The sequence below is a fragment of the Salinarchaeum laminariae genome, assembly GCF_023204835.1.
GTDB classification, from domain to species: domain Archaea; phylum Halobacteriota; class Halobacteria; order Halobacteriales; family Salinarchaeaceae; genus Salinarchaeum; species Salinarchaeum laminariae.
This window is the reverse complement of sequence record NZ_CP096270.1, coordinates 2,651,367-2,673,676: the sequence shown is the minus strand read 5'-3', so window position 1 is coordinate 2,673,676 and position 22,310 is coordinate 2,651,367. Positions and strand designations below refer to the sequence as shown.

The window sequence follows — 22,310 nt, the reverse complement described above, 5'->3', positions numbered from 1 at the left end:
GGACGGCTGTTCTCAGCCAGTGGGAACGCGAGGGTCGGTTTTGGCGGTCGGACGGAAAGATCGGTCATGGTCGAGACTGCCGATCGAAGCGCCGTCGGCGAGGAACCACGCGGCGATCCGACCCGCGAATGGGAGCTGTTCGTTCGCGACGACGCCGACGATCCGCTCCGTCACGTCGGGAGCGTCAGCGCACCGGATGCAGCAACTGCACGCGAGCAGGCAAGTCGTCTGTTCGCGTGGTACGCCGACGACCTCTGGGTCTGTCCGGCCGACGAAGTCCGCCGATTTTCGACCCACGATCTGTCGGAGGACGACGAGTCTACGAACGAGACCCATCCAACGGGGCACAGCGATCCCGCTGGGAACGGTGATCGGGAGGATCGAAATCCCGAATCGGCGACGGACCAGCCAGTCGTCGACGAGGACGACACCGCAACCTGCGAGACTGACGAGGAACCACGCGTCACCGAACTCTGAACCTTCCCCGATCCACACTCCATGATCTCGATCAGTAAACTGCTCTGTGGCGGCGATGCAGAGGGAGACGGTCTCCGCTACGACGCCGCGGGAGAGTCGAGCAAGCCCCAGATTCGCGAGGACAAACAGGACCGCCCCGTCGTCGTCTGGAACCTGACGAAACAGTGTAATCTCCACTGCTCGCACTGCTACGCCGGTGCCGAGGAGGCCGCTGCGCCCGGCGAACTGTCCACTGCAGAGGGGAAGGGACTCCTCGAGGATCTCGCAGCGTTCGACGTTCCGGTCGTGCTCTTCTCCGGCGGCGAACCGCTCGTCCGCGACGATCTGGAGGAGCTGGTCGCCTATGCTGCCGACCTCGGGATCAGGCCGGTGCTCTCCACCAATGGCACACTCCTCACGGAGGAGCGCGTCACCGCGCTCCGCGACGCTGGTCTCGCCTACGCCGGGGTCTCCGTCGACGGGATGCCGGCCCACAACGACGAGATGCGCGGAAAAGAGGGCGCCTTCGAGGACGCACTCCGTGGGATCCGGACCTGCCTCGACGCCGGTCTCAAGACCGGCCTTCGGTACACGATCACGAGCGAGAACGCCGAGGATCTCGAGGCCGTCGTCGATCTGCTCCACGAGGAGGGCGTCGATCGGTTCTGTTTCTACCATCTGGACTACGGCGGTCGCGGGGCGGAGATCGCCGACGTGGATCTCACGCCACCGAAAAAACGGGAGGCGGTTCGTACGCTCTGTGATCTCACTCGCGAGTATCACGACCGCGGTGACGAGATCGAGACGCTACTGGTCGGGAACTACGCAGACGCAGCGTACCTCGTCGAATACGCCAGAGCCGAACTGAGCGACGCTGCGGCCGACCGGATCTACCAGTATCTCGAGCGCAACGGTGGCGATCCGACCGCCGAACGCGTCGCCGACGTCGATTATCAAGGGAACGTCCATCCCACGCAGTTCTGGCAGTCCTACAGCCTCGGCAACGTTCGTGATCGCTCCTTCGGGGATATCTGGAGCGACGAGACGAACCCGCTCGTCGCGGCGCTACGCGAGCGCGAGCAGCATCTCACCGGCCGCTGTGCGAGCTGTCGCTACCAGACGATCTGTCGGGGTGGCTCCAGGCTCCGCGCTCTCGCGGCGAACGACGATCCGTTCGCGCCGGACCCGCAGTGTTACCTGACATCTGCCGAGCGGACTGGCGACGGCGCCGTCGATGCCAGCACACCCGCCGACTGAGTCCGACGTCGCGACGTACCCCTCCGTAAGAGGTATGCGGGTTCCGGACGCCCCTCTGGATATGACGGAGTTCTCCGAGCGGGTCGAACAGGTGTCGATCAGCGGGATTCGGGAGGTCTTCGAGGCGGCAGGGGACGACGCCATCAATCTCGGGCTGGGTCAGCCGGACTTTCCGACGCCGAGCCACGCCCGTGACGCGGCCTGTGAAGCCATCAATGAGGGCGTCGCGGACGCCTACACCTCGAACAAGGGAACGCTGTCACTCCGTGAAGCTATCGCGCACCGCTACGACGTGGACTGGGGCATCGACGTCGATCCCGAGCACGTCATCGCAACCGCCGGCGGCTCCGAAGCGCTCCACATCGCGCTCGAGGCCCACGTCGATCCCGGCGAGACCGTCCTGTTTCCCGATCCAGGTTTCGTCTCCTACGACGCGCTGACGCGGATCGCCGGCGGAACGCCCACGCCGCTGGCCCTCCGGGACGATCTGACGCTCGATCCGGCGACCGTCGAGGAGGCCATCACCGAGGATACCGCCGCGTTCGTCGTCAACAGCCCAGCGAACCCCACCGGTGCGGTTCAGTCAGAGGCAGACATGCGCGAGTTCGCTCGGATCGCCGACGAGCACGACGTGCTCTGTATCTCCGACGAAGTCTACGAGCACATCGTCTTCGACGGCGAACATCACTCCCCGCTGAAGTACGCCGAGACCGACAACGTCGTCGCGATTTCCGCGTGCTCGAAAACCTACTCGATGACTGGCTGGCGTCTCGGCTGGGTCACCGGCAGCAACCGTCGGATCGAGCGCATGCTTCGGGTCCACCAGTACGGACAGGCGTGTGCGAGCGCGCCGTCCCAGTACGCGGCCGAAGCGGCGCTCACTGGCCCGCGCGAGCCCGTCGACAAGATGGTGTCTGCCTTCGAGGAGCGCAGGGATCTCGTCCTCGACGAGCTGACCGACATGGGCCTGGAGGTCCCGACGCCAGAAGGCGCCTTCTACGCGATGCCGAAGGTTCCCGATGGCTGGGTCGACGAGGTGATCGATCGTGGCGTCGTCGTCGTACCCGGCGACGCCTTCGGCGAGCGCGGTGCGGGCTACGCCAGGATCAGCTACGCGACCGGGATGGAGGAGCTCGAAGACGCGCTGGACGTCATGCGCGAGGCGACCCGGGCCATCTGAGCCGCGAGTTGGTGCGGCCACGGGCCACGACAGTCGGCCGCGCGTGATTGGAGCACCGAATCGCACAGTACGCCAGTCATGCCGGACGATCGAGAACGGCCAGAGTGGCCGATAGACCGTCCCAGCAGGTCGATGCCCTCGTCCCGAGGCGGTGTAGGAACTATTTTATTTTTCGTTATCAAAGCCCTCAGTAACCGACCGCCGTTGTCAGCTCCTACCGGAGAAGCGTCGACGGAGCGGTTACAGTGAACGATGGACGTGACCATACAGGAACTCTCACCCGACGAACTGGCAGCGGCTGTCGAACCGGGCGAGGTTACACTCGTGCTCGGTGCACCTGCCATTGGAACTGCACAACGCCTGGAGCCTCTCGGGCAGCCTATCGACCAACTGTCCGAGACAGTCGAGGTCGACGACGAGACGCATGTGATCGTGGCCGACTTCGTCTCGGCGGTCATGGATCTCGAGGACGAACACCCTTCGGACTACTGTGACGAACGCGGCGAGCGATCGTTGTTTTCCAGGGCGGGTGGTGCAGTGCTCCTCGCCCATCCACGGAGTTTCGATTGGCTCTGTGGGAGCGAGATCGGCATTTCCGGCGGATTCGTCGAAACAGTCGATTCCGTGGTGCTCGTCCGGAACTCTCCGACGGCCGCGACGGCTGCAATCGACGCAGTCCGGGATCGCATCAACTCGCGAGGATCGCCGGCGCTTCGGGACGACGACCTATCGACTGCCCTGAACCAGGCCAGATATCCTGCCTACCACTTCCAGAATCCAGACCTCCAACGACAGCTGGGGTGGTACCCGACAACCGTCACGCCGAGGGCATTTCTCTCCCTCTCGAAGTTCGACGACGAGGCGGTCCTGTTTCCCAGTGCCGTCAGAGAGATCTTCGGCGACACTGAGACCTCGATAGGACCGGTCTCCGGAGCGTTCGAGGATCGGGTCTCCGACCTGGTCCCGAGCGGGAGCTTCTTCGGGCAGTTCCCAAGCGAGACCTCCCCAGCGGTCCTCGTTGCCGCCGCGATGGTCGCTATCGGGCTGGACGAGGACGCCGACTGGCTCGACAGCCTCGCTCGGTATCAGGTCGTCCCCACAACTGCCGATGCGCTGGAAACCGCTCTGGATCTCCCGCCCGGGACGACCGTCCCGCTTCGGGTCTTTGCCGCAGACCCCGCACGGTCCCAGATCAAGGATCGTCTCTCGTCGTCGGCTGACGTTGATTCGGTTCTCGACGTGGCTCGTGACGGCGTCGGGCAGGCAGTAGACGCGCTCGACGTGGCAGCAGGATCGCTCGAAGCACGTACGATCGAACCGGACGAATACGGCTCGACACCGCTCGTCGGTGGCTGGCACTGGGACGGCTCTCACGCACTGCGCGAGGCGGCAGACGAGCGCGAGTTGCCAGACTGGGTACAGATGCCGGACGGGTCAGACGACGAGACGGATCCGGGGTGGCGCGATCTCCTCGACGACGTGGATCTGCTCCAGGCGCTCGACGGTGGGCTGGTGGTCGTCTCCGGGCCGAAATCGAACGGGAAGTACCAGGCCGCTGCCTCTCTCGCGGAGGAACTCACTGACTGGGGGACGACCGTCAAACTCCCCACCTTCAGCGACCCCGATCGTATTCGCGCGGCAATCGAAGCGTCGCCGAACACCGTCGTCGTCGCGAGATTTGGCGGGGGAACGACGAAGATTTCCGGTCCTGACGGCGTTCGTGCACTCTCGGAGTGGGTCGACGATGGGACGTGTGCGGGCGCGGTGTTGCTGTGCGACGACACCGACCGAGAGCGCCTCGAGGACGTAGCCGAACGCGCGGATTGCGGGGAACTCACTGCCTGGGCAGACCACGTCGAGGTCTCTCCGGGCCCGCCGACTGGCGGCACTGACCGGGATCCCGCAGTTATCGCTCGCGAACTCTTAGAGGCGATCGGCTGGGAGGAGGTCGAGTCGCCGCTTGGCAGGGCTGTCGAGGTCGAATCGGTCACCGACCAGAGCACGATGGCAGCGATTGCAGGGATTCCGGATCACGCCATGGACGCCGAGTTCCTCGGGACGGTCGTCGCCGAGGCCGTCGACGATATCTCGACGACCCACGGTCCGGCGGCAGCCAAAACGTGGCTCTCGTACCTCGACGACCTCGTCGTCGGTGTCGGAAAGTACCGAACTGCTGACACCGACGCGGCGGTCCTCTATCATGGCGACGTCATCGGCGCTGCGATGGCAGCCGTGGCGCTGGCGAATCCGAGAACTGACGAGTGGATTCGCGCGGTCGCTACCGACGTACTGGAGGGTACGAATCAGTCCATCGCCCATCCCGGGCGTGAGCCCGTGGGTGGCGATCTGGAGCCGTTTGTCACCGCATTCAGTGGCGCACTGGCGAGGCTCGCCCAGCCGCCGGACGGGTCGCGAGTGAGCCACGGCGCTGTCGGGTGTGTCGACGAGGCCCTCCACACCTCGATCGAAGACGGTTGGGAGTTCCCGCGCTATTTGGTGTATGGAAATGCGGTCGCTCGAATCGTCGATCGAGCTGCGGATCCCATGGCGGCCAACGGCGGCATCTCGACGGTCGTCTCTCGCGTTCGGCAGCACGCAATGGGTCCCAACGAGCACGACATGGCGACAGTCCTCGGCAAGAGTTTCGCGTCGATGCTGGGGGCAGTTGCGGGGGTCGAGGGGCCGGACGATGAGCCCTCGGTCTGGATCGACGATCTCGACTCTCGAGCCAGAGACGCGGTTCAGGACGTCTCTTCCCCGGACAATCAGCGGTTACTGCTGACGGAATTCTACGTTACGGCGCTCGGCCAGATGGTCTTCAAACACGACTGTCCGGACGAGGAGCTCGGTCCGTTCTTCGAGGCTGTCGGCAGCCGCGTGGGCGAGACGGCGAGCGCAGTGGGGCTCGAAGAGCCCGAGGCGTTCGTCCGCGACGTGTACGGCCACACAGTCCAAACCGTCGTCCACTCGGGTGACCTCGACCAGGCAGAACGATTCTTCGACGACTGTCACCGGCTCGTCGATGGGCTCGCGGGGGCGGACGTCTTCGAGAGCACCCTGGATGCCCGGGCAGCGCTCCACTCGACTGGGCTAGCTGCCTTCGGCAACGTCGAGGTCACTGCCCCGGACGCCGTTAGCAGCTATCCCTACGGCCGCGACACGATCGGGTTCGAGGACTCCCTCGGCTTCGAAAACTGGATGGAACTGTACGAAGGGTCGGTGTCCAGAGGAATCGATTCCGATCTCTCCCCCGACGAGTCGACCCAGTATCTCACGGAGCTCTACTCCGACGCGCTGTCTTCACGCCTCCTGGGCTTCGATCCCGCGTCCGATCGGTGGGCAGATTCCACCGACGGCGTGACTCCCCGCGAGGAGCACACCTGGTACGACGGAATCACCGGACTGATCGAAACGCGAGCGACGTCATCTGCGGCGGTCACCGATCAGGTTCAGTTTCTCACGGACGTTTACGGTGGTGCAGCCATTTCCTGGGCAGCCGATGGGGAACCGACACGAACGCAGGAGTGGATCGAAGCGCTCCAGCAGACGTTGCGGACCAGTCGCGAGTCTATCGCCGACCAGCAGAAATCGGAGTGGTTCGACGCGTTCGCGTCGACTGACGCGCAGATCCTGTCCGCCGTAGTGAGGCGGGCCGACGTCGGTGAACGGACGTACGATCGACTCATCGAAGCGGTCCTGTCCACGATCACGGCGGCTGCCAGGGCCTCAGACAACCCCCTGCCGCCGGAGGGCTACGTAGCTTCGGTCGGCGGCGGCGCACTCGCAGCTGTCGCCGACGGACCGACAGAGGAGGTTCGGTTCGGCGTGACAGAGGTTCGAGACGTTCTCGACGGCGTGGTATCGCTCGAGTGGATCGACTGTGAGCAAGCAGCCATCTACGAGCTGATCTATGGTGAGGCACTCACGGGGGCTGTTCGAACGCACTCCGACGTCTCGGAGGCCACAGAGTGGTTCGATGTCAGTAGCGCGGCGATCACTGCGACCGCGACGGAGGAGGCTCCTGAGCGGCCGAGCGAGTTCGTCGCCGGCGTATACAGCCAACCGCTCGCTCACGCAGCCATGACCGATGCCCAGGAGTGGGGCCGACGGCTCGATGCGACGGTCCGCGCGTACGCGGCCGACCCGGACGTCGACGATTCGGCGGCCTTTCTGGAGCGCCTCTACGCCGGCGTTCTCGTTGAGGGCGCCAAACAACACGGTCCACGAATGCGGATCGAAGCGTGTATCCGCTCCGTGAACGCCTCGATCGAGGATGCGGGTCAGGCGGACCTGCTCTCGGGTACTGACACGTTCGAACGGACGGTTTCGAAAGCCGCCGACACGCTCACGTCGGCCACCGCCACAGACGCCGGCGACTACGCCATCCGTCTTGACCACGGACTGCGAACGACGGGCTACGAAGACATCGCAAACGATCTGTTCGACGTCGATCGTGACGATACTCCCGGCGTCCACGGTGACGAGCCGGCCGCGAACATCGGCGACGGACAATCCACAGGCATCGGCGACGAACAATCCACGGACATCGGCGACGAACAATCCACGGACATCGGCGACGAACCAGCCACGGGTCCGGGCGACGTTTCCGAACGTTCCCCCTCGGGACGCGAGGACGACTGATGGAACGGCCGATTCCGGTCCTCCGAAATGGCCGATCGGCGATCGTTCGATCCGGATGAGCGCCCCGTGAATTCGACGATATAACCCAGATGACCGATCACACAGACGCACCCGACGATCCGGCGCAACGAGTCGACTACCTCCACGAGGCGGTCGATCCCGCCACGGCGTCCGACGACGATATCGACGCGTGGTGTGAACTGCTTGCCGAGCGAGATGGGCGTACTGACGCCGCCGACGCACTCCGTGAAATCGCCACAGCCCATCCGGATGGCGTCAGGAACGTCGCGGACGGGCTCCGGCCATACGTCTTTCACGACGAGAAACGTGCGTGGGAATCCGCGGCGAACGTCCTCATCTGGCTGGCACGGACCGATCCGGACGCGATCGAGGGTAGCGTCGCCTTCCTGGTGGATTCCCTCGACGCCAACGACGATCACCGGCGGGAAATCGCCTGGACGGTCCTCGGCGAGATGACCGATTCCATGCCTGTGGTGGTCCACCCGCACGTGGACGTGATCCTCGGCTACCTCGACCACGACGACGTCGGGTTGCAGCGCCACGCCATCGGGTTTCTCACGCGGATATCGGATGTCTACCCGGACGCAATCGCTTCGGCTAGCGAGGAGCTGTTCGACCTGACGAGAGACGAGGAGACAGACCTCAGCGCGCTGCCAGAGCCACTCGCTCGGATCGCGCTGGTCCGCCCCGACATCGTCGATCCCGTGATCGAAGCGCTGCGGCCGAAGCTCAGCGACGAGGATCACCGCCTTCGGATCGTCGCCGCGGACTCGCTCACCGAAATCGCGATCACCTATCCCGACGACCGGCCAGCGATCGTCGATGACCTGTGTGGCCTCGCCGAGGACGGCCCCGAGGATCAGTATCCCGGCTTTGCTCGTACCACGGCGATCAGCGCTCTCGGACGGATCGGGAGTAACCATCCCGACGCCATCGTTCCCAAACTGGACTACCTCGCGGCCAAGCTCGACCACGAGAACGAACTGATCCGCGAGGCCGTCGTCGACGTATTCGACGAGATCGCCACTGAACGGCCCGCTGCCGTCCGACCGTATCTCGAAGACCTGCTAGCGATGCTCGAAGACGAGGAGGAGTCCGTGCAGTTCGCGATCGTGCGGGCACTCGGGTCGCTCGCTGCGACGGACACAGCGGTCGCGCCGCGGGTCGTCGAGTCGCTCCACGAGTGGCTCGACCGGGCGGGCGTGGTGAACAGGCCCGGCGTCGACTTCGCCGGCACGATGCGTCGGACGGTCATCGAAGCACTCGGTCAGATCGGGGCGGAGAATCCGAAGGCCGTCGCGCCCGTCGTGGACGATCTCTACGAGTCCCTCTCCGACGAGGATCTCTCCTGGGCCGCGGCCGAAGCGCTCGGCGATATCGGTGCCGCTCGACCGGACGCCGTCCGGCCAGCGCTCGCGGACCTCCGGGCGCTGCTCGCCGCCGACAGTCACCTGAACCGGAACTCCGCTGCGGTGGCACTCGGAAAGATCGGCGCCGCCGACCCCGAGCTTGCCACGCGCCTCCGGGACGACCTACAGCGCCTCCTCGACGACGAAGCCAAACAGGGCCGAGAAGCGGCTGCAGAGGCGCTGGGAGCAATCGGAACGGCGAATACGGACGTCGCTCCGAGCGTCGTCGTGGACGTTCAGCCACTGGTGGCGGACGAGGACCGCGACGTCCGGGCGGCGGCACTCCTCGCGCTCGGGTCGATCGGAACGGAGGATATCGACGTCGCAGAACGGATCATCGACGATCTTCGTGACGGGATCAGTGACGTCCAGCCCTCGGTTCGCGTCTCGGCAGCGAAGGCGCTCGGAACGGTCGCCGTTGCGCACTCGGAGTTGGCGCCGACCGCGAGCGACGTCCTCCGAGCACGCCTGGATCGAGAGGACGAGTATCGCGACGTCCGCTCACCGATCGCGGAGGAGCTGCAGCGTATCAAGAGGTCCCACCCGGAGGCCGTGTCGCTCTCGAGTGCGACGCTCCAGAACAACGTCTACCCCACCGCCGATCCGTACGCGTAGTCGTGGCCTCGCCTGAAGACCGCGTAGCAACCGCCTACCTCCTCGCATCGCCCCGTTGTTTTTTGCGGCCGTCCTCGTTGAATGAGGTATGCGGATCTCTCGTCACGGGTCCGGTCCCGTCGCCGCAGTGAGGGCTCTGGCCTCTCAGATCCACCCGGTGTTCATGTTGCCGCCGATCGCCGCGGCCTGGTTCGGTGCGGTCCTCGGTGGGCTGGAGTCGGCCGGACTGGCTGGCGTCCACTCCGTCGCAATCTTCGCAGCGGTCTACACGGCCCACGTCAAGGACGGCTACGTAGATTTCCACGTCCGCGGGGAGGACGACGACCATCCGCTGACGAGGACCGGCTGTCGCATCGCGCTCGCTGGCGCGACGGCGCTCTTTTTCGGGACGGTCCTCGCCCTCTGGGTCGCGGTCGGACCGATCGCTGCCCTCCTCACGCTCCCGACGTGGGTGATCGGCTACCACCACGCACCCCAGCTCGACACAAACCCCCTCACCGCGACGACGGGCTACCCGGCTGGCATCGCGCTCGCGATCGTCGGCGGGTGTTACGTCCAGCAGGCTGCGATCGGTCCCGTGCCGATCGCGTTCGCGTTCGTCTTCCTGCTCGTGCTCTCTGGGGTCAAGGTCATCGACGACGCCCAGGATTACGAGTACGACCGGTCGATCGACAAGCGGACCGTCGCCGTGACGGTCGGCCCGCCACGAGCGCGCCGACTCGCCTACGGTCTGATGATGCTTGGATTTCTGGTCGTGATCGCGCTCGCTGCCGTCGCGGTATTCCCACCGACGACAGTCCTCGCAGTCGCGGCGTTCGCCGCGGTCGTCGTCGCGACGAGGCGGGCCGATCCCGAACTCGCGACGATGTTGCTCGTTCGAGGCGCCTACGTCTTCCTCGCAGTGCTCGTCGGGGCAGTGTGGTTCGAGCCGCTTGGGTGAGCCCCGAGCCGGCAAGGGTTTGAAGAACGATAACAGTTAACAAGGCTGGGCGCGTACCGGTGATTGAATCGCACGACGACTGCCTGCGACGGGCCACGCCGGCCCGATACTCTATACACCCATGCCAGCAGACGAGATGGACGAGACGATGGGCAACGACCCGGTCGATCACGACGCGGACGACGGTGACCGCTACTCGGCAGTGGCCGTCGACCACGAGGAGACAATTATCTACGACCGGGAGATCGAGGAAGCCTGGATTCAGTCCGACGCCGTGGGACCGCTCGCAGAGTGGGTGTAGTCGTCTCCGCCGCTTCACCCACGCCGTTCGTTCGCACAATTCTCGACGGCTGAGCGCGCCGATAGCTGACAGGCGGCTACGACCGTGAATTCTCGGTGTCAGCCCCCTGCGAGCCGAAAACGTCGACGGCGACCGCCGAATCTTCGATTAGTCCGCTCGCCCGAACGCCGCGTCGACTGGTTCCAGCCGCGCGGAGAAGTGACGAAGTGACGCGCGCTCGGGCTCCGTGACGACTTCCAATCCACCGAGCTGGTCCGCCCTGTCCAGCACGCTCCCGAACGCGTCGGCGACCCGTTCGAAGTGCTCCTGATGGTACGTGCGTCGCGGAACAGCGAGCCGCACGAGCTCGGGACGGTCCGTATCCGGAAACGCGAAACTGCCGAGCTCTACCGTTCGGATGGCACCCTCTCTGTAGGCGGCACAGACCAGCGTCTGGCCGGGGAATTTCTCGGCCGGGACCGACGGTAACGCCGCAGCCGCGTCGACGTAGACCGCGTGGCCGCCGATCGGTCGGTAGATCGGGACCCCGGCGGCTTCGAGGAGCTGTCCGAGCTCCCTCACTTGCCCGATGCGGTGTTCGAGGTAGCTCCGCTCGACGGCTTCCCGGAGCCCGACCGCCATCGCCGCCATGTCTCTCCCGGCCATCCCGCCGTAGGTCGGAAACCCTTCATAGAGGATCGCGCGCTGTTTCAGTTTCGCGAAGAGGTCGTTCTCGCCGTCTGCGACCGCGACGAAGCCGCCGACGTTCGCGAGCCCGTCTTTCTTGCCGCTCATCACGAACGCGTCGGCGTAGCCGAGCAGCTCTCGTGTGATCTCTTCGATCGACGCGTCTTGGCACTCCGGGTCGCGTTCGGAGACGAAATAGGCGTTCTCGGCGAACCGGCACGCGTCGATCACGAGCCGCGCGTCGAGGTCGTCCGCGAGCTGGCGTGCGGCCCGGACGTTTTCGATCGAGACGGGCTGGCCAGCCGCGGCGTTGTTCGTCACGGTAACGACGATCGCGGGAATGCGTTCCGGGCCGTGCTCAGCAGCTACGTCCCGCGCTGCCTCGACGTCGAGATTGCCGAGGAACTCGCCGCTCGCGTCGGGGTCCATCGCTCCGGGAACCGGACAGTCGATCGGTGTGCCGCCAGCCTCCGTAACGTGCGCTCGGGTCGTGTCGAAATGCGTGTTGTTCGGGACGACATCGCCGTCCTCGACGATCGCACCGTAGAGGACGTGCTCGGCCCCTCGCCCCTGATGGGCGGGCACGATCCGATCGAACCCCATCACGTCGGAGACGGCGTCTTCGAGTTCGCCGAAACTTCTGCTTCCTGCGTACGCTTCGTCGCCCCGGAGCAGGGCGGCCCACTGCTCGGTGCTCATCGTTCCGGTGCCGGAGTCCGTCAGGAGGTCGACTGCGACGGCATCTGCTGGCACGTTGAAGACGTTGTAGCCGGCCTCGGCGAGGATGCGTTCGCGCTCGGACTGATCGGGAACCGTTGCGCGATCCACCATCCGTGATTCGTACATGCCCCGGGGTTCGCCCTGCGCGAACCTATATGTAATCCGATGAATTGTGTCCGCTGACGGGGATCGCCGTCCCTCCGGCCACGGACGTGTGCACACCGGCCCCAACTAGCACAGTCGGTTGGTCCGATGGGTGCCGTTCGCAGACCGGCGAGGCAAACGGCCGTCGTTGGTCGGGGCCTGCCGGCCGATCCACACGCGTTATACACCTCGACGGTTTACGCTGGTACCATGCGAGCGGACCCCCAGTCGATCGACGTCACGATCGTCGACGGCTACGTCGACGAGCCTGCGCACTTCGGGGTCCCACCGTACATCTCGACCTACCCCCGCTACGCAGCCGGGGCGATGGTCGACGCCGGCGTCCCACGCGAGCGAATCACCTACCACACCATCGACGAACTCCGGGACGACCGGAATCGCTGGGCGGACGTTGCCGACGCGGATCTCCTGCTCTACATCGGCGGCATGACCGTTCCCGGCAAGTACGTCGGCGGGACCCCTGCCGAACCCGACGAAGTCCGAGAACTGGCCTGGACTGCCGACGGCGTCAGCGTGATGGGTGGCCCCGCGAAGTTCGGCGTCGGCGAGGAGAACGCCGGCGGCATCGAGACAAAACGTGACGACCTCGACTTCGACTTCCTGGCGATGGGTGACGTCGAAGCCGCAGCCCACGACATCGTCGAGAGCGGACTGGAGGGGTTCGACGGCCGCTATCGCGACCTCGAGGAGGTGACGCGCTGGGCCCGACAGGGCGCTTTCATCGTGGAAGAGCACCCCAACCATCCCGAGTATCTCATCTGCGAGCTCGAAACCGGTCGTGGCTGTCCCTACCGCTGTTCGTTCTGTACGGAGCCACTCTACGGCGACGCGACCTTCCGCCCGCCGGAGACCGTCGTCGGTGAGGTCGACGCCCTCTCCGATCACGGCGTCCGCAACTTCCGGCTGGGCAGGCAGGCCGACATCCTGGCCTACGGCGGCGACGGCGAGAAGCCCAACCCCGACGCCCTCCGAGAGCTCTATAGCGGCATCCGGGAGGTCGTCCCCGATCTCGAGACGCTCCACCTCGACAACGTCAATCCGATCACGATCGTGAAGTGGCCCGACCTCTCCCGCGAGGGGCTCGCGGTGATCGCCGAGCACAACACGCCCGGTGACACCGCCGCCTTTGGACTCGAATCCGCCGATCCCGTGGTGCAGGAGGAGAACAATCTCAACGTCTCCGCCGAGGAGTGTTTCCAGGCCGTGAAGATCGTCAACGAGGTCGCTGGCTGGCGATCCGAGAACGACGAACCGCCGTTCGATCCGGGCGCACCGGGACTGCCGCCCGCCGAACGCGAAACTGCCGACGGCGTCGATCTCACCCCGCCAACCTTCGGCGAGGACGCGCCCGGACGCCTCCCGAAGCTCCTTCCGGGAATCAACCTCCTCCACGGCCTCAAGGGCGAACGTGAGGAGACGTTCGAGCACAACGAACAGTTCCTCCAGCGCGTCTACGATGAAGGGCTCGTCCTTCGACGGGTCAACATCCGGCAGGTGATGGCCTTCCCCGGTACCGACATGGACGAGACGGGCGCCCAGATCGCCAACGATCACAAGCAGCTGTTCAAGCAGTACAAGAGCCGCGTCAGGGAGCAGATCGACAATCCGATGCTCCAGCGCGTCGCCCCGCCGGGCACCGTCCTGCCGGACGTCCACCTCGAGTACCACGAGGGGGGCCGGACCTTCGGCAGACAGCTTGGCACCTATCCGTTGCTCGTCGGCATCCCCGGCGAGCGCGAGCTTGGCACGTCCATCGACGTCTCGATCGTCGACCACGGCTACCGATCCGTCACCGGCGTGCCCTACCCGCTCGATCTCAACGCGGCGTCGATGGACGAACTGGCCGCTCTCCCTGGCATCGGCAAACAGCGCGCTGGCGATATAGTGGTGAACCGCCCATACGACACCGTCGGTGATCTTGGCGTCGACGCCGACCTCAGTTCCTTCGTCACCTGTGGCACGCCATCGGGCGCGGACTGACTGAAGTACGATGATTGACACAGCATACGCCCCACGATGACCGACACGCCGGAAGATCCAGGATGACCGATACAGCCGACGACCTCGAGGTCGCGTTCCGGGACAAGACCGATCAGTACGAAGCGTTGCTGGCGGAGGCCCTCGAGGTCGCGACGGTCGCGGCCGACCTCCCCGACCAGCAAGCCGACGCTGCCGAGCAGTGTCTGGAGATGGCCGAGTCCTACCTCCGGGACGGTCGGCACTTCCGCGAGACCGACAATCTCCCGGACGCGCTCGCGGCCTTCTCATACGGCCACGGCTGGCTCGACGCAGGCGCTCGGGTCGGCGTCCTCGACGTTCCCAGCGAGGGGCATCTCTTCACGCAGTAGCAGCGACAGACGAGCCGAGTCGAGCCGAACGGTCAGCTCAGGACAGATCGGCGAGCACTCGCTGGGCGGCGTCTCGCCCGCTCTGCATTGCACCCTGGATCGACGACCACTGCGTGTACTCCCCGGCGAGGTAGCAGCGGCCATCGGGCGCCGCGACGCCGGGGAGGTCGTCGTGACAGCGCGGCGGCTGGACGAACTGCGCGAACTCGATCCGATGGGTGTCAAGCAGCTGGAGGTCGCCGAACTGCCGTTCTGGGTACCACTTCGTCAGTGCCCGCCGCGTCTTGTCGTCGAGTTTCGCGTTTGTCGCGTCGGGATCGCCGAGGAAGGTCGCGGAGAGTAGTGCTCGGTCGGCGTCGGCAGCGTACTCCGGTGCGACGTTCGAGAGCGTGACCAGCGTGTTCGGTTGCTCGCTCTCGGCGTTCAGGTGGAGGCGCTTGCCCGGTGGCGCTGCGTGTGCTGGGAGTGTGTAGTACTGGGTCGCGACGGCGTTGCCGGTCGTCGGGATCGCGTCGACGCCGGTGAGATCTCGCGCGGTCGGCGCGTCCGTCGCAACGATCGCGGCGTGGCCGTCCACGGTTTCGCTTCCGAGGTCGAAGTCGCCGCCGGTGTCGTCGGCCTTGACGCTGTCGACTCGGCGTCCGGTCTCGATCGTCGCGCCCGCCTCCCGCGCCCGGTCGGCGAGCTGATCGGTGATCGCGCCCATCCCGTCCGCGGGGACGACCGTCTTCCCGTCGTTCAGTACTTTCATGACGTACTCGAACACGCGTTTGCTCGTGCCGAGCGATCGGTCGAGCGTGATGCCGCCCAGGAACGGGGCGGCGAATGCCTCGATGAACCCCTCCGAGAACTCCCGGCGCTCCAGTTCCTCGCGGATCGTCCGGTCGGCACCCGAGAAGATCGCCCCCTGGGTCTCCGATCGAAGCTCGCGACGGAGTTTCCAGAGCCGGTAGGCGTCGCCGGTCGTGATCTCGCGGTTGAACAGCGTCTTCGAAATCGAGCCGGGATCGCGCAGCGGATCGCCGACGACCGAGCGGCTGTTCGGTCGGCAGATGACGGCGCCGGGTTTGAACGCTCGGAGATCCAGTGCATCGAGGTCGAGCTCCCGCTGGACCGCTGGGTAGCCCGTAAAGAGCACCTGAAATCCGCGGTCGAGCGTGTATCCGTCGACAGTGCGAGTCGCGACGCGACCGCCGACGGTCTCCTCGGCCTCGTACACGGTCACCCCGACGCCGGCGTCGGCGAGATGGCGTGCGGCGACGAGTCCGGCCGGTCCAGCACCAGCGATCACGACTCGCTCGGTAGTCATGGCTCTGCTTTCGACGGGCCACGCCTAAAAGACGGTGTTCGGTCGCCAGTTCGCAGCATCGAGGCAAACGCCCCGATTGGGCAGGCCTGAAACTATCGGTAGACGGTGACGGACTCGAGCACTGCCTCCTTCTGAGGCTCGTCGCCGCGATCTGTCGGGAGGCCGCCGATCTCCTCGACGACGTCCATGCCGTCGATGACCTTGCCGAAGACTGCGTGCTTTCCGTCGAGGTGGGGCGTTGCGTCTAGCGTGATGAAGAACTGCGAGCCGTTGGTGTTCGGGCCGCTGTTCGCCATCGAGAGCACGCCCGGTCCGTCGTGGGTCAGGTCGTCGTGGAACTCGTCGTCGAAGGTGTAGCCGGGGCCGCCGCGGCCCGTTCCGGTGCGGTCTCCGGTCTGGATCATGAAGTCCTCGATGACCCGGTGGATCTCCACGTCCTCGTAGTAGGGCTCACCGTCGATCGTCTCGCCGGTCTCGGGATCCTCCCACTCCTTCTGGCCCGTCGCAAGGCCGACGAAGTTCTCGACAGTGTTCGGAACCTTCTCCTCGTACAGTTCGACCTCGATGTCGCCGCGATTCGTGTGCAGGATTGCGGTCGTGTCTCCCATACTCGATGGGGACGCGCGCCCTGCCGAAAAGCGTGCGGGTCTCGGCGTCGGTGAGTCGTCTACAGGTTGGTCGGCGCCGTTACCTCCGATAGCGGACGGACCACGTCAGCCGGTGGCACGTCGAACTGCCCAGGATGCAGCGTCGCCGCGAGCAGCTCGAGCGTGTCCACGAGCCGCGGCCCTGGGCGATTGACGTAGTGGTGGCCGTCCATGACGTACGCTCGCCCGGCACGAACCGATCGGAGGCCGCGCCATCCCTCGCGTTGGGTGAGATCGCCGAGGTTCGCTCGCGTCTGTTCGAGATCGAACCCACACGGAGCGGCGACGAGGACGTCCGGATCGGCGTCCCGCACCGTCTCCCACTCTCGCGGCGTCGATCGGTCTCCTGGGTCCGCCATGGAGTAGGTGCCGCCGGCGGATTCGACGATCTCCGGGATCCAGTGGCCCGCGACCATGACGGGGTCGAGCCAGTCCAGGATCGCGACGGACGGACGATCGGCATCACCGTCCTCTACGACGGCAGCAGATACGGCCGCTTCGACGGCGTCGACGCGTTCTCGTAGCTCCGCGACCCACTCGCTGGCGCGCTCTTCTCGGCCGAGAGCCGCGCCGATTCGTTCGACGTCCGCATAGAGATCCGAGAGGTGGTGTGGGTCGGTCGTCAGGATTTCGGCGTCGATGCCGCAGTCCGCGACGACCTCCTCGACGAGCACCGTGTCGACCGCGCAGACGTCGCAAATTCCCTGGGTGACGATCAGATCGGGATCGAGTCGTTCCAGTAACGCCACGTCGATCTCGTAGACGCCATCGCCCGATTCTGCGCGTGCGACCTGCTCGTTGATCGCTTCACTGGAGGCCGACGCGTCGATTCGCGTCGTGTTCACGTCGGGGAGGTCGGCGACGTCTGGCGGGTAGTCACACTCGTGGGAGGTGCCAACCGGCTGAACACCGAGTCCAGCGACGATCTCCGTCGCAGACGGCAACAGCGTGACGACGTCCATGATCGTCGTATCGACCGCTCGTGCATAAACGTCAGCGTGTCGTTCACTGCAAGCGAGCCGCCACTCGATCGGTGGCAGTACGCTACAGTTTCAAATAGGAGGCCGCGGCGAACCGCTCCCGAGGATCGATCGTGGACTGACGGATCGACTCCGACGGTCGAGGCGGGTGCGCGGCGCGCCGTCGGACTGTCGCAGATGCGCCGCCTGCTCGCCAATCTTCACCAGCAGCCGCCCGTCTCTACAGGTCGTAGAGGTCGCTGTACTTCGACTCGACGTAGTCGAGGAAGTACTCCGCCGTGAGCGGTTCTCCCGTCGCTCGCTCGATCAGCTCGCCGGTGGTGTACCGGGCACCGTGCTGGTGGATCTCCTCCCGGAGCCACTCGCGAATCGGGCCGAACTCGCCGTCGGCGACCAGTCCGTCGACGTCGAGGTCGTCTCGCATGGCCGCGTCGATCTGTGCGGCGAGGACGCTTCCCAAACTGTAGGTCGGGAAGTAGCCGAAGGAGCCGTGGCTCCAGTGGATGTCCTGGAGACAGCCCTCGGCGTCGTTCTCGGGTCGGATTCCGAGATACTCCTCGTAGGTATCGTTCCACGCTGCAGGCACCTCCTGGACGTCGAGATCGCCACCGATCATCTCTCGCTCGATCTCGTAGCGAGCGACGATGTGGAGGTGGTAGGTCAGTTCGTCCGCTTCCACGCGGATGAGGTTATCCTCGTACACCTCGTTGGCTGCCTCGTACAGTGCCTCTGTCGAGAGGTCCTCGGTACCCGGCAGGTGGTCCTGGATCAGTGGAACGAGGCGCTCACAGAAGTTCCGCGACCGACCGACGTGGTTCTCCCAGAATCGCGACTGGGACTCGTGGACGGTCAGGTCTCGGGACTGCCCCAGTGGCGTGCCGTACTTCTCTTTCGGGAGCCCCTGCGTGTATCGGGCGTGTCCGAACTCGTGGACAGTGCTCGAGAGCGCGCCGATCGGCTCGGATTCGTCGAAGCGCGTGGTCACGCGGGCGTCGAATTGGGTGCCCGTTGAGAACGGATGCGGGGCCGTATCGAGCCGGCCGTGCTCCCAGTCGTAGTCGAGTTCGTCGAGGACGGTACGGGCGAGCTCCTCCTGGTCATTGGCGGGGTACTCTCCGTCGAACGGCGACGCAAGTTCGACGTCGCTCTCACGTACGTCTTCGATGAGCGGGACGAGCCCCTCGCGGAGCTCGGTCAGCACGCGATCGGCGGTCTCGAGTCCGAGGTATGGCTCGTACTCCTCGAAGAGTACCTCGTAGGCCGGGCGATTCGGGTCGATGTGTTCCGCGTACTCGCGGTTGAGTTCGACGAGCCGTTCGAGTGCCGGCGCGAACGTCTCGAACTCGGACTCTTCTTTCGCTTCGGTCCACTGTGGGTGCGCTTCGCTGGTTGCAGCGGACATTTCTTCGACCAGATCGGTGGGGACGCTCGTAGCCCGGTCGTACTCTCTTCCGACCTCACGCAGGACGGCCGTTCGTTCGTCGTCGAGATCGGCATCGCGGAGCGTCTCGACCCACTCAGCCATCTCTTCGTCGGTTAACAGCTCGTGTCCGATCGCGGAGAGTGCAGAAAGCTGTCCGGAGCGAGCGGTGGTGCCACCTTCCGGCATCATCACTTCCTGGTCCCAGCGCAATACGCCGGCTGCAGCCCCGACGTTGTGGCGTCGTTCGACGCGCTGGAGGAACTCCTCGTAGGTTTCGTCAGTGTTCGTCGTCGTAGCGCTATCCGACATGAACGATCGTTGCAGAGGGTGGGTCAAGAATGCGTGGGTCTCGGTACTCTACGTCTTTCGGACCGTTCGAAGGGCTTTATCGTGGACGACTCTTCGTGCACTCTGGTTCGATCGAATCCACCTTCTCTCCAGTCATCCGGTGACGTACGACTCGATCGCATCACGGTAGATCGATCGACAGCGCCTGAGGAAGTCGAGGGAGACGCTCTCCGTGGCGGTGTGTGCCTCTCCTGGCTCAGCGGGCCCGCAGATCACGCAGTCGGTGCCGGATTCGGCCAGCCATCCGGCGTCAGTTGCGTGGGGTTTGACCACGTTCTGGGGATCGTGGCCCTCGGATCGATCGTGGCTCGATCGGGCCGCCGCGAGCACGTCCGCAGCGAACGCATCGTCACCGCAACGCATCGGCGGAAGATCCTGGTCGACGATCCACTCGATACCCTCCGTAGCTGCCACGCGGTCGATGGAGGCGCGTTCCCCAGGAACGGTTCGCTCGTCGACCGTGATTTCACACCGATCGGGGACGACGTTCCAGGCCGTCCCGCCCTCGATTTCCGTGACGACCAGGCTGCCAGAGATCGACTCTCCGGCGACCTCGACTGACGGCACGGCCAGCGACTGGAGCGACTCGACGGCGTCAGTCGCCCGATAGATCGCGTTCACGCCTTCGTCCGGAACGCTGGCATGGGCGCTCGTTCCGTTTGCGACGATCGTGCTTGCTCGACGGCCCTTGTGCGCAACGGCGACGTCGGTGACGCCGGATGCCGAGTACCCCGTCGACCCCTCTCCTACGATGGCCGCGTCGGGAGCGAACCCGTTTTCGATGGCGTGCCGGGCTCCCTCCCCGCCGACTTCTTCGCCGACGAAGCTGGCGAAGACGACGGCGGGCGCCGAGGCGTCATTGCGGTCGGGTACCGTCGCATCGCGAAATGCGAGCATGGCAGCTGCGACAGCCCCCTTCATGTCCGCAGCGCCACGGCCGTAGAGTCGGCCGTCTCGCCGCTCGACGACGTACTCGCCGTCGGCGCCGACCTGTTCCTCGTCCGGCGGAACGACGTCGTGGTGCCCCACGAGCGCGAGTGACTCCCCAGCGGTGAGGATGCCGTCCGTGGAGCTGGATTCATCGGCTGCCGATCGTCGCGCGAGTACGTTTCCGACCGCATCTCGTCGCACGGTCGCGTTCGTCTCTTCTCGAAGCCACGATTCGATCAGATCGCCAGCGGCTGTCGGATCGTCGTGGCTCGGGATGGCCACGAGATCGCTGGTGAGTTCGCAGAGTTCGTCCATGCCGCTGGCAGGGGCTGCCAGGCTGATAATCGGTGGGGCTAGCGGTCCCCTGTCCAGAGGGTACGTCCGTGGTGACTCTATAGAAAGCTGGGCCTAGAGCCGTTCGAGTCGCTCGTCTTCGCGGACTTTCGGGCAGTCGACGACCCTGAACTGCTCCATGTTGACGAGTTCGAGGATCTCGGTCCCCTCGTGCGAACAGTTCACTTCTGGTGGGTCCGAGAAGAATGGGCACTGTTCGCAGTAGCTTCGTTTCTCGATCACGCGGACGTCCTGTTCGTCTTCGTCTGGGAGATCGGTCGGTTCGTCGGCATCGTCGAGTTGCTCCCACACCACGTCGGTGTCGATCTCTGGGACGGATTCCTCGTCGAACAGGCCATCGTCGGGTCGATCGGCCTCGCGGCTTCGTCGCTCGTCGACGGTGGCAGCGAGCGATCCCAGTGGCGCGTCTGCGCTCGCACCGCTTTCCTCCGACGCGTCAGTGGGCGAGTCTCCGGTGGACTGGGCCTCGTGGTCGTCTGGGGTGGCACTGGAATTCGTCTCGAGTCCGAACGGATCGGTGCGCTCCTGGTCGCTTCGAATCGGATCCTCGTCGAACCCGGTTTCGGTACTCGCTGAATCCTCTACGGTCTTCGCATCGTCCCGATCTTGATCGCTGTCGCCGTCGGACCGATCGTCGTTGCTCATGAATCGTCGTCACCTGCCGTGTCCCAGTCGACGTCGGCCGGATCGGGCCGTTCCCGATCCACGTCGGCCTGCAGTTCGTCGGCGAGTGAATCATCGACGGAGCCGGTGAGTGCAGGGTGACTACCCGTTAGAAACGTCGGAGAGCCGAGGAACCCCTGTTTTGGTTCGACGTCGACGAAGGTCGCCGCGCAGTAGGGGCACTCCGGAGCCGTGAGCAGCGCCGCACGGACCGATCGGTCGCAGTCACCGCAGTCGGCGCTCGAGATGCCCTCCAACGCGGCGTCCCGTTTGAGCCGGTCGGCGGCCTCCCGCTCCTCGATCGAACCAGCGATTTCACGAAGCTGCTCCCGACTGGCGATCGTGGCTCTGGCGAGCCTGTCGGTGCGGCTCGAGAGGTCGTCCGTCGTGTCGAGGAGATACTCCAGAACGTCTTCGAAGTTGTCGAACCCGTCCTCGAGGCTCCCCTCGACGGTTTCGAGATGGTCCTGGTGAGCCGAGAGCTGTTCGTCCAGCGCCGCAATCTCTGCTTCGAGGTCGTCGAGCGTCGATACGATGGTCTCGTGGTCGTGCTCGGCCGGGGCTTTCCCGTCGGCTTCGCGTTTGACCTGAATCACTCTCGACCGAACGTCCTCGATCAGCGACCGAAACTCGGCCTCGAGGTCGTCGAGATCGTCCTGATCGACGCGGTCACTGTCGCTGTCGTCGGCGCTTGTGATCGTGGTTTCGAGATCAGTCTCTGGGTCGTCGAGCGTCTGATGAGCGGCGAGCAGTTCCTGCAGGAATCGGTTCGCGTCTACGCTGTGCTCGTCTGCCCGGCGCTGGAGCCAGCGCCGGACGTCCTCGGACACCGAAATATCCGTTGCGTTGCCGGTGTCTTCGCTCGCCATCTGACAGTAACACCGGCGTCACAGCATAAGTATCCCGTGGCCAGTCGGGCCAGGAAGTGGCGGTCAGG

17 protein-coding genes are annotated in these 22,310 nt (G+C 65.3%); 9 read left to right on the top strand and 8 right to left on the bottom strand.

The annotated features are described in order from the left end of the window. The first annotated feature begins 66 nt into the window (after positions 1 to 66). From MXF70_RS15450 to MXF70_RS12710, 7 genes are all read left to right on the top strand, one after another. On the top strand, positions 67 to 477 hold the full coding sequence (locus tag MXF70_RS15450; RefSeq protein WP_248516010.1) for an Htur_1727 family rSAM-partnered candidate RiPP: 411 nt from the start codon (positions 67 to 69) through the stop codon (positions 475 to 477). Between the two features lie 21 nt (positions 478 to 498). Next, positions 499 to 1,713 (top strand): TIGR04347 family pseudo-SAM/SPASM protein, encoded by a 1,215-nt coding sequence (locus tag MXF70_RS12735; protein WP_248516009.1) that lies wholly within the window; start codon positions 499 to 501, stop codon positions 1,711 to 1,713. A gap of 61 nt (positions 1,714 to 1,774) precedes the next feature. Continuing rightward, positions 1,775 to 2,893: a pyridoxal phosphate-dependent aminotransferase gene (locus MXF70_RS12730; RefSeq protein WP_248516008.1), complete on the top strand. Its 1,119-nt coding sequence runs from the start codon at positions 1,775 to 1,777 to the stop codon at positions 2,891 to 2,893. Positions 2,894 to 3,145: 252 nt separating this feature from the next. Next, positions 3,146 to 7,534, top strand: coding sequence for a hypothetical protein (locus MXF70_RS12725; protein WP_375140821.1), 4,389 nt, complete (start codon positions 3,146 to 3,148; stop codon positions 7,532 to 7,534). A gap of 89 nt (positions 7,535 to 7,623) precedes the next feature. Then, on the top strand, positions 7,624 to 9,579 hold the full coding sequence (locus MXF70_RS12720; RefSeq protein ID WP_248516005.1) for a sister chromatid cohesion protein PDS5: 1,956 nt from the start codon (positions 7,624 to 7,626) through the stop codon (positions 9,577 to 9,579). An 88-nt stretch (positions 9,580 to 9,667) separates the two neighbouring features. Further along, complete coding sequence (locus MXF70_RS12715) at positions 9,668 to 10,519, top strand: UbiA family prenyltransferase (protein WP_248516004.1); 852 nt, start codon at positions 9,668 to 9,670, stop codon at positions 10,517 to 10,519. Positions 10,520 to 10,640: 121 nt separating this feature from the next. Then, positions 10,641 to 10,820, top strand: coding sequence for a hypothetical protein (locus tag MXF70_RS12710; RefSeq protein ID WP_248516003.1), 180 nt, complete (start codon positions 10,641 to 10,643; stop codon positions 10,818 to 10,820). A 147-nt stretch (positions 10,821 to 10,967) separates the two neighbouring features. On the opposite strand, the gene MXF70_RS12705 is transcribed toward MXF70_RS12710, so the two are convergent. Continuing rightward, entirely contained in the window at positions 10,968 to 12,332 is a 1,365-nt protein-coding gene (locus tag MXF70_RS12705; protein ID WP_248516002.1) for a tryptophanase, read from the bottom strand. Between the two features lie 228 nt (positions 12,333 to 12,560). Here MXF70_RS12705 and MXF70_RS12700 point away from each other — a divergent pair, with 228 nt between their 5' ends. Together MXF70_RS12700 and MXF70_RS12695 are read left to right on the top strand one after the other, a co-directional pair. Further along, positions 12,561 to 14,351, top strand: a complete 1,791-nt coding sequence (locus MXF70_RS12700) for a radical SAM protein (protein ID WP_248516001.1) — start codon at positions 12,561 to 12,563, stop codon at positions 14,349 to 14,351. A gap of 62 nt (positions 14,352 to 14,413) precedes the next feature. Beyond that, positions 14,414 to 14,719, top strand: a complete 306-nt coding sequence (locus tag MXF70_RS12695; protein WP_248516000.1) for a DUF357 domain-containing protein — start codon at positions 14,414 to 14,416, stop codon at positions 14,717 to 14,719. A gap of 37 nt (positions 14,720 to 14,756) precedes the next feature. Here the strand turns inward: MXF70_RS12695 and MXF70_RS12690 are convergent, their stop codons facing one another. The 7 genes from MXF70_RS12690 to MXF70_RS12660 form a co-directional block, all read right to left on the bottom strand. Beyond that, positions 14,757 to 16,028, bottom strand: a complete 1,272-nt coding sequence (locus MXF70_RS12690) for an NAD(P)/FAD-dependent oxidoreductase (RefSeq protein ID WP_248515999.1) — start codon at positions 16,026 to 16,028, stop codon at positions 14,757 to 14,759. A 92-nt stretch (positions 16,029 to 16,120) separates the two neighbouring features. Beyond that, on the bottom strand, positions 16,121 to 16,636 hold the full coding sequence (locus MXF70_RS12685) for a peptidylprolyl isomerase (RefSeq protein ID WP_248515998.1): 516 nt from the start codon (positions 16,634 to 16,636) through the stop codon (positions 16,121 to 16,123). A gap of 59 nt (positions 16,637 to 16,695) precedes the next feature. Continuing rightward, positions 16,696 to 17,637, bottom strand: a complete 942-nt coding sequence (locus MXF70_RS12680) for an ABC transporter substrate-binding protein (RefSeq protein ID WP_248515997.1) — start codon at positions 17,635 to 17,637, stop codon at positions 16,696 to 16,698. A 238-nt stretch (positions 17,638 to 17,875) separates the two neighbouring features. Next, positions 17,876 to 19,387, bottom strand: coding sequence for a carboxypeptidase M32 (locus MXF70_RS12675; protein WP_248515996.1), 1,512 nt, complete (start codon positions 19,385 to 19,387; stop codon positions 17,876 to 17,878). Between the two features lie 132 nt (positions 19,388 to 19,519). Next, entirely contained in the window at positions 19,520 to 20,671 is a 1,152-nt protein-coding gene (locus MXF70_RS12670; RefSeq protein WP_248515995.1) for a M20 family metallopeptidase, read from the bottom strand. Between the two features lie 93 nt (positions 20,672 to 20,764). Continuing rightward, positions 20,765 to 21,355, bottom strand: a complete 591-nt coding sequence (locus MXF70_RS12665; RefSeq protein WP_248515994.1) for a DUF8135 domain-containing protein — start codon at positions 21,353 to 21,355, stop codon at positions 20,765 to 20,767. Further along, the gene (locus tag MXF70_RS12660) at positions 21,352 to 22,242 is read right to left on the bottom strand and encodes a hypothetical protein (protein WP_248515993.1); all 891 of its coding nucleotides are present in this window, start codon (positions 22,240 to 22,242) and stop codon (positions 21,352 to 21,354) included. Before MXF70_RS12660 ends, MXF70_RS12665 begins: the two co-directional genes overlap by 4 nt. Positions 22,243 to 22,310 lie beyond the last annotated feature (68 nt).

What these genes read in the sequence shown, in the direction of transcription:
- MXF70_RS15450 (WP_248516010.1), top strand. Translation starts at nt 67, where the DNA reads ATGGTCGAGACTGCCGATCGAAGCGCCGTCGGCGAGGAACCACGCGGC.
- MXF70_RS12735 (WP_248516009.1), top strand. Translation starts at nt 499, where the DNA reads ATGATCTCGATCAGTAAACTGCTCTGTGGCGGCGATGCAGAGGGAGAC.
- MXF70_RS12730 (WP_248516008.1), top strand. Translation starts at nt 1,775, where the DNA reads ATGACGGAGTTCTCCGAGCGGGTCGAACAGGTGTCGATCAGCGGGATT.
- MXF70_RS12725 (WP_375140821.1), top strand. Translation starts at nt 3,146, where the DNA reads ATGGACGTGACCATACAGGAACTCTCACCCGACGAACTGGCAGCGGCT.
- MXF70_RS12720 (WP_248516005.1), top strand. Translation starts at nt 7,624, where the DNA reads ATGACCGATCACACAGACGCACCCGACGATCCGGCGCAACGAGTCGAC.
- MXF70_RS12715 (WP_248516004.1), top strand. Translation starts at nt 9,668, where the DNA reads ATGCGGATCTCTCGTCACGGGTCCGGTCCCGTCGCCGCAGTGAGGGCT.
- MXF70_RS12710 (WP_248516003.1), top strand. Translation starts at nt 10,641, where the DNA reads ATGCCAGCAGACGAGATGGACGAGACGATGGGCAACGACCCGGTCGAT.
- MXF70_RS12705 (WP_248516002.1), bottom strand. Translation starts at nt 12,332, where the DNA reads ATGTACGAATCACGGATGGTGGATCGCGCAACGGTTCCCGATCAGTCC.
- MXF70_RS12700 (WP_248516001.1), top strand. Translation starts at nt 12,561, where the DNA reads ATGCGAGCGGACCCCCAGTCGATCGACGTCACGATCGTCGACGGCTAC.
- MXF70_RS12695 (WP_248516000.1), top strand. Translation starts at nt 14,414, where the DNA reads ATGACCGATACAGCCGACGACCTCGAGGTCGCGTTCCGGGACAAGACC.
- MXF70_RS12690 (WP_248515999.1), bottom strand. Translation starts at nt 16,028, where the DNA reads ATGACTACCGAGCGAGTCGTGATCGCTGGTGCTGGACCGGCCGGACTC.
- MXF70_RS12685 (WP_248515998.1), bottom strand. Translation starts at nt 16,636, where the DNA reads ATGGGAGACACGACCGCAATCCTGCACACGAATCGCGGCGACATCGAG.
- MXF70_RS12680 (WP_248515997.1), bottom strand. Translation starts at nt 17,637, where the DNA reads ATGGACGTCGTCACGCTGTTGCCGTCTGCGACGGAGATCGTCGCTGGA.
- MXF70_RS12675 (WP_248515996.1), bottom strand. Translation starts at nt 19,387, where the DNA reads ATGTCGGATAGCGCTACGACGACGAACACTGACGAAACCTACGAGGAG.
- MXF70_RS12670 (WP_248515995.1), bottom strand. Translation starts at nt 20,671, where the DNA reads ATGGACGAACTCTGCGAACTCACCAGCGATCTCGTGGCCATCCCGAGC.
- MXF70_RS12665 (WP_248515994.1), bottom strand. Translation starts at nt 21,355, where the DNA reads ATGAGCAACGACGATCGGTCCGACGGCGACAGCGATCAAGATCGGGAC.
- MXF70_RS12660 (WP_248515993.1), bottom strand. Translation starts at nt 22,242, where the DNA reads ATGGCGAGCGAAGACACCGGCAACGCAACGGATATTTCGGTGTCCGAG.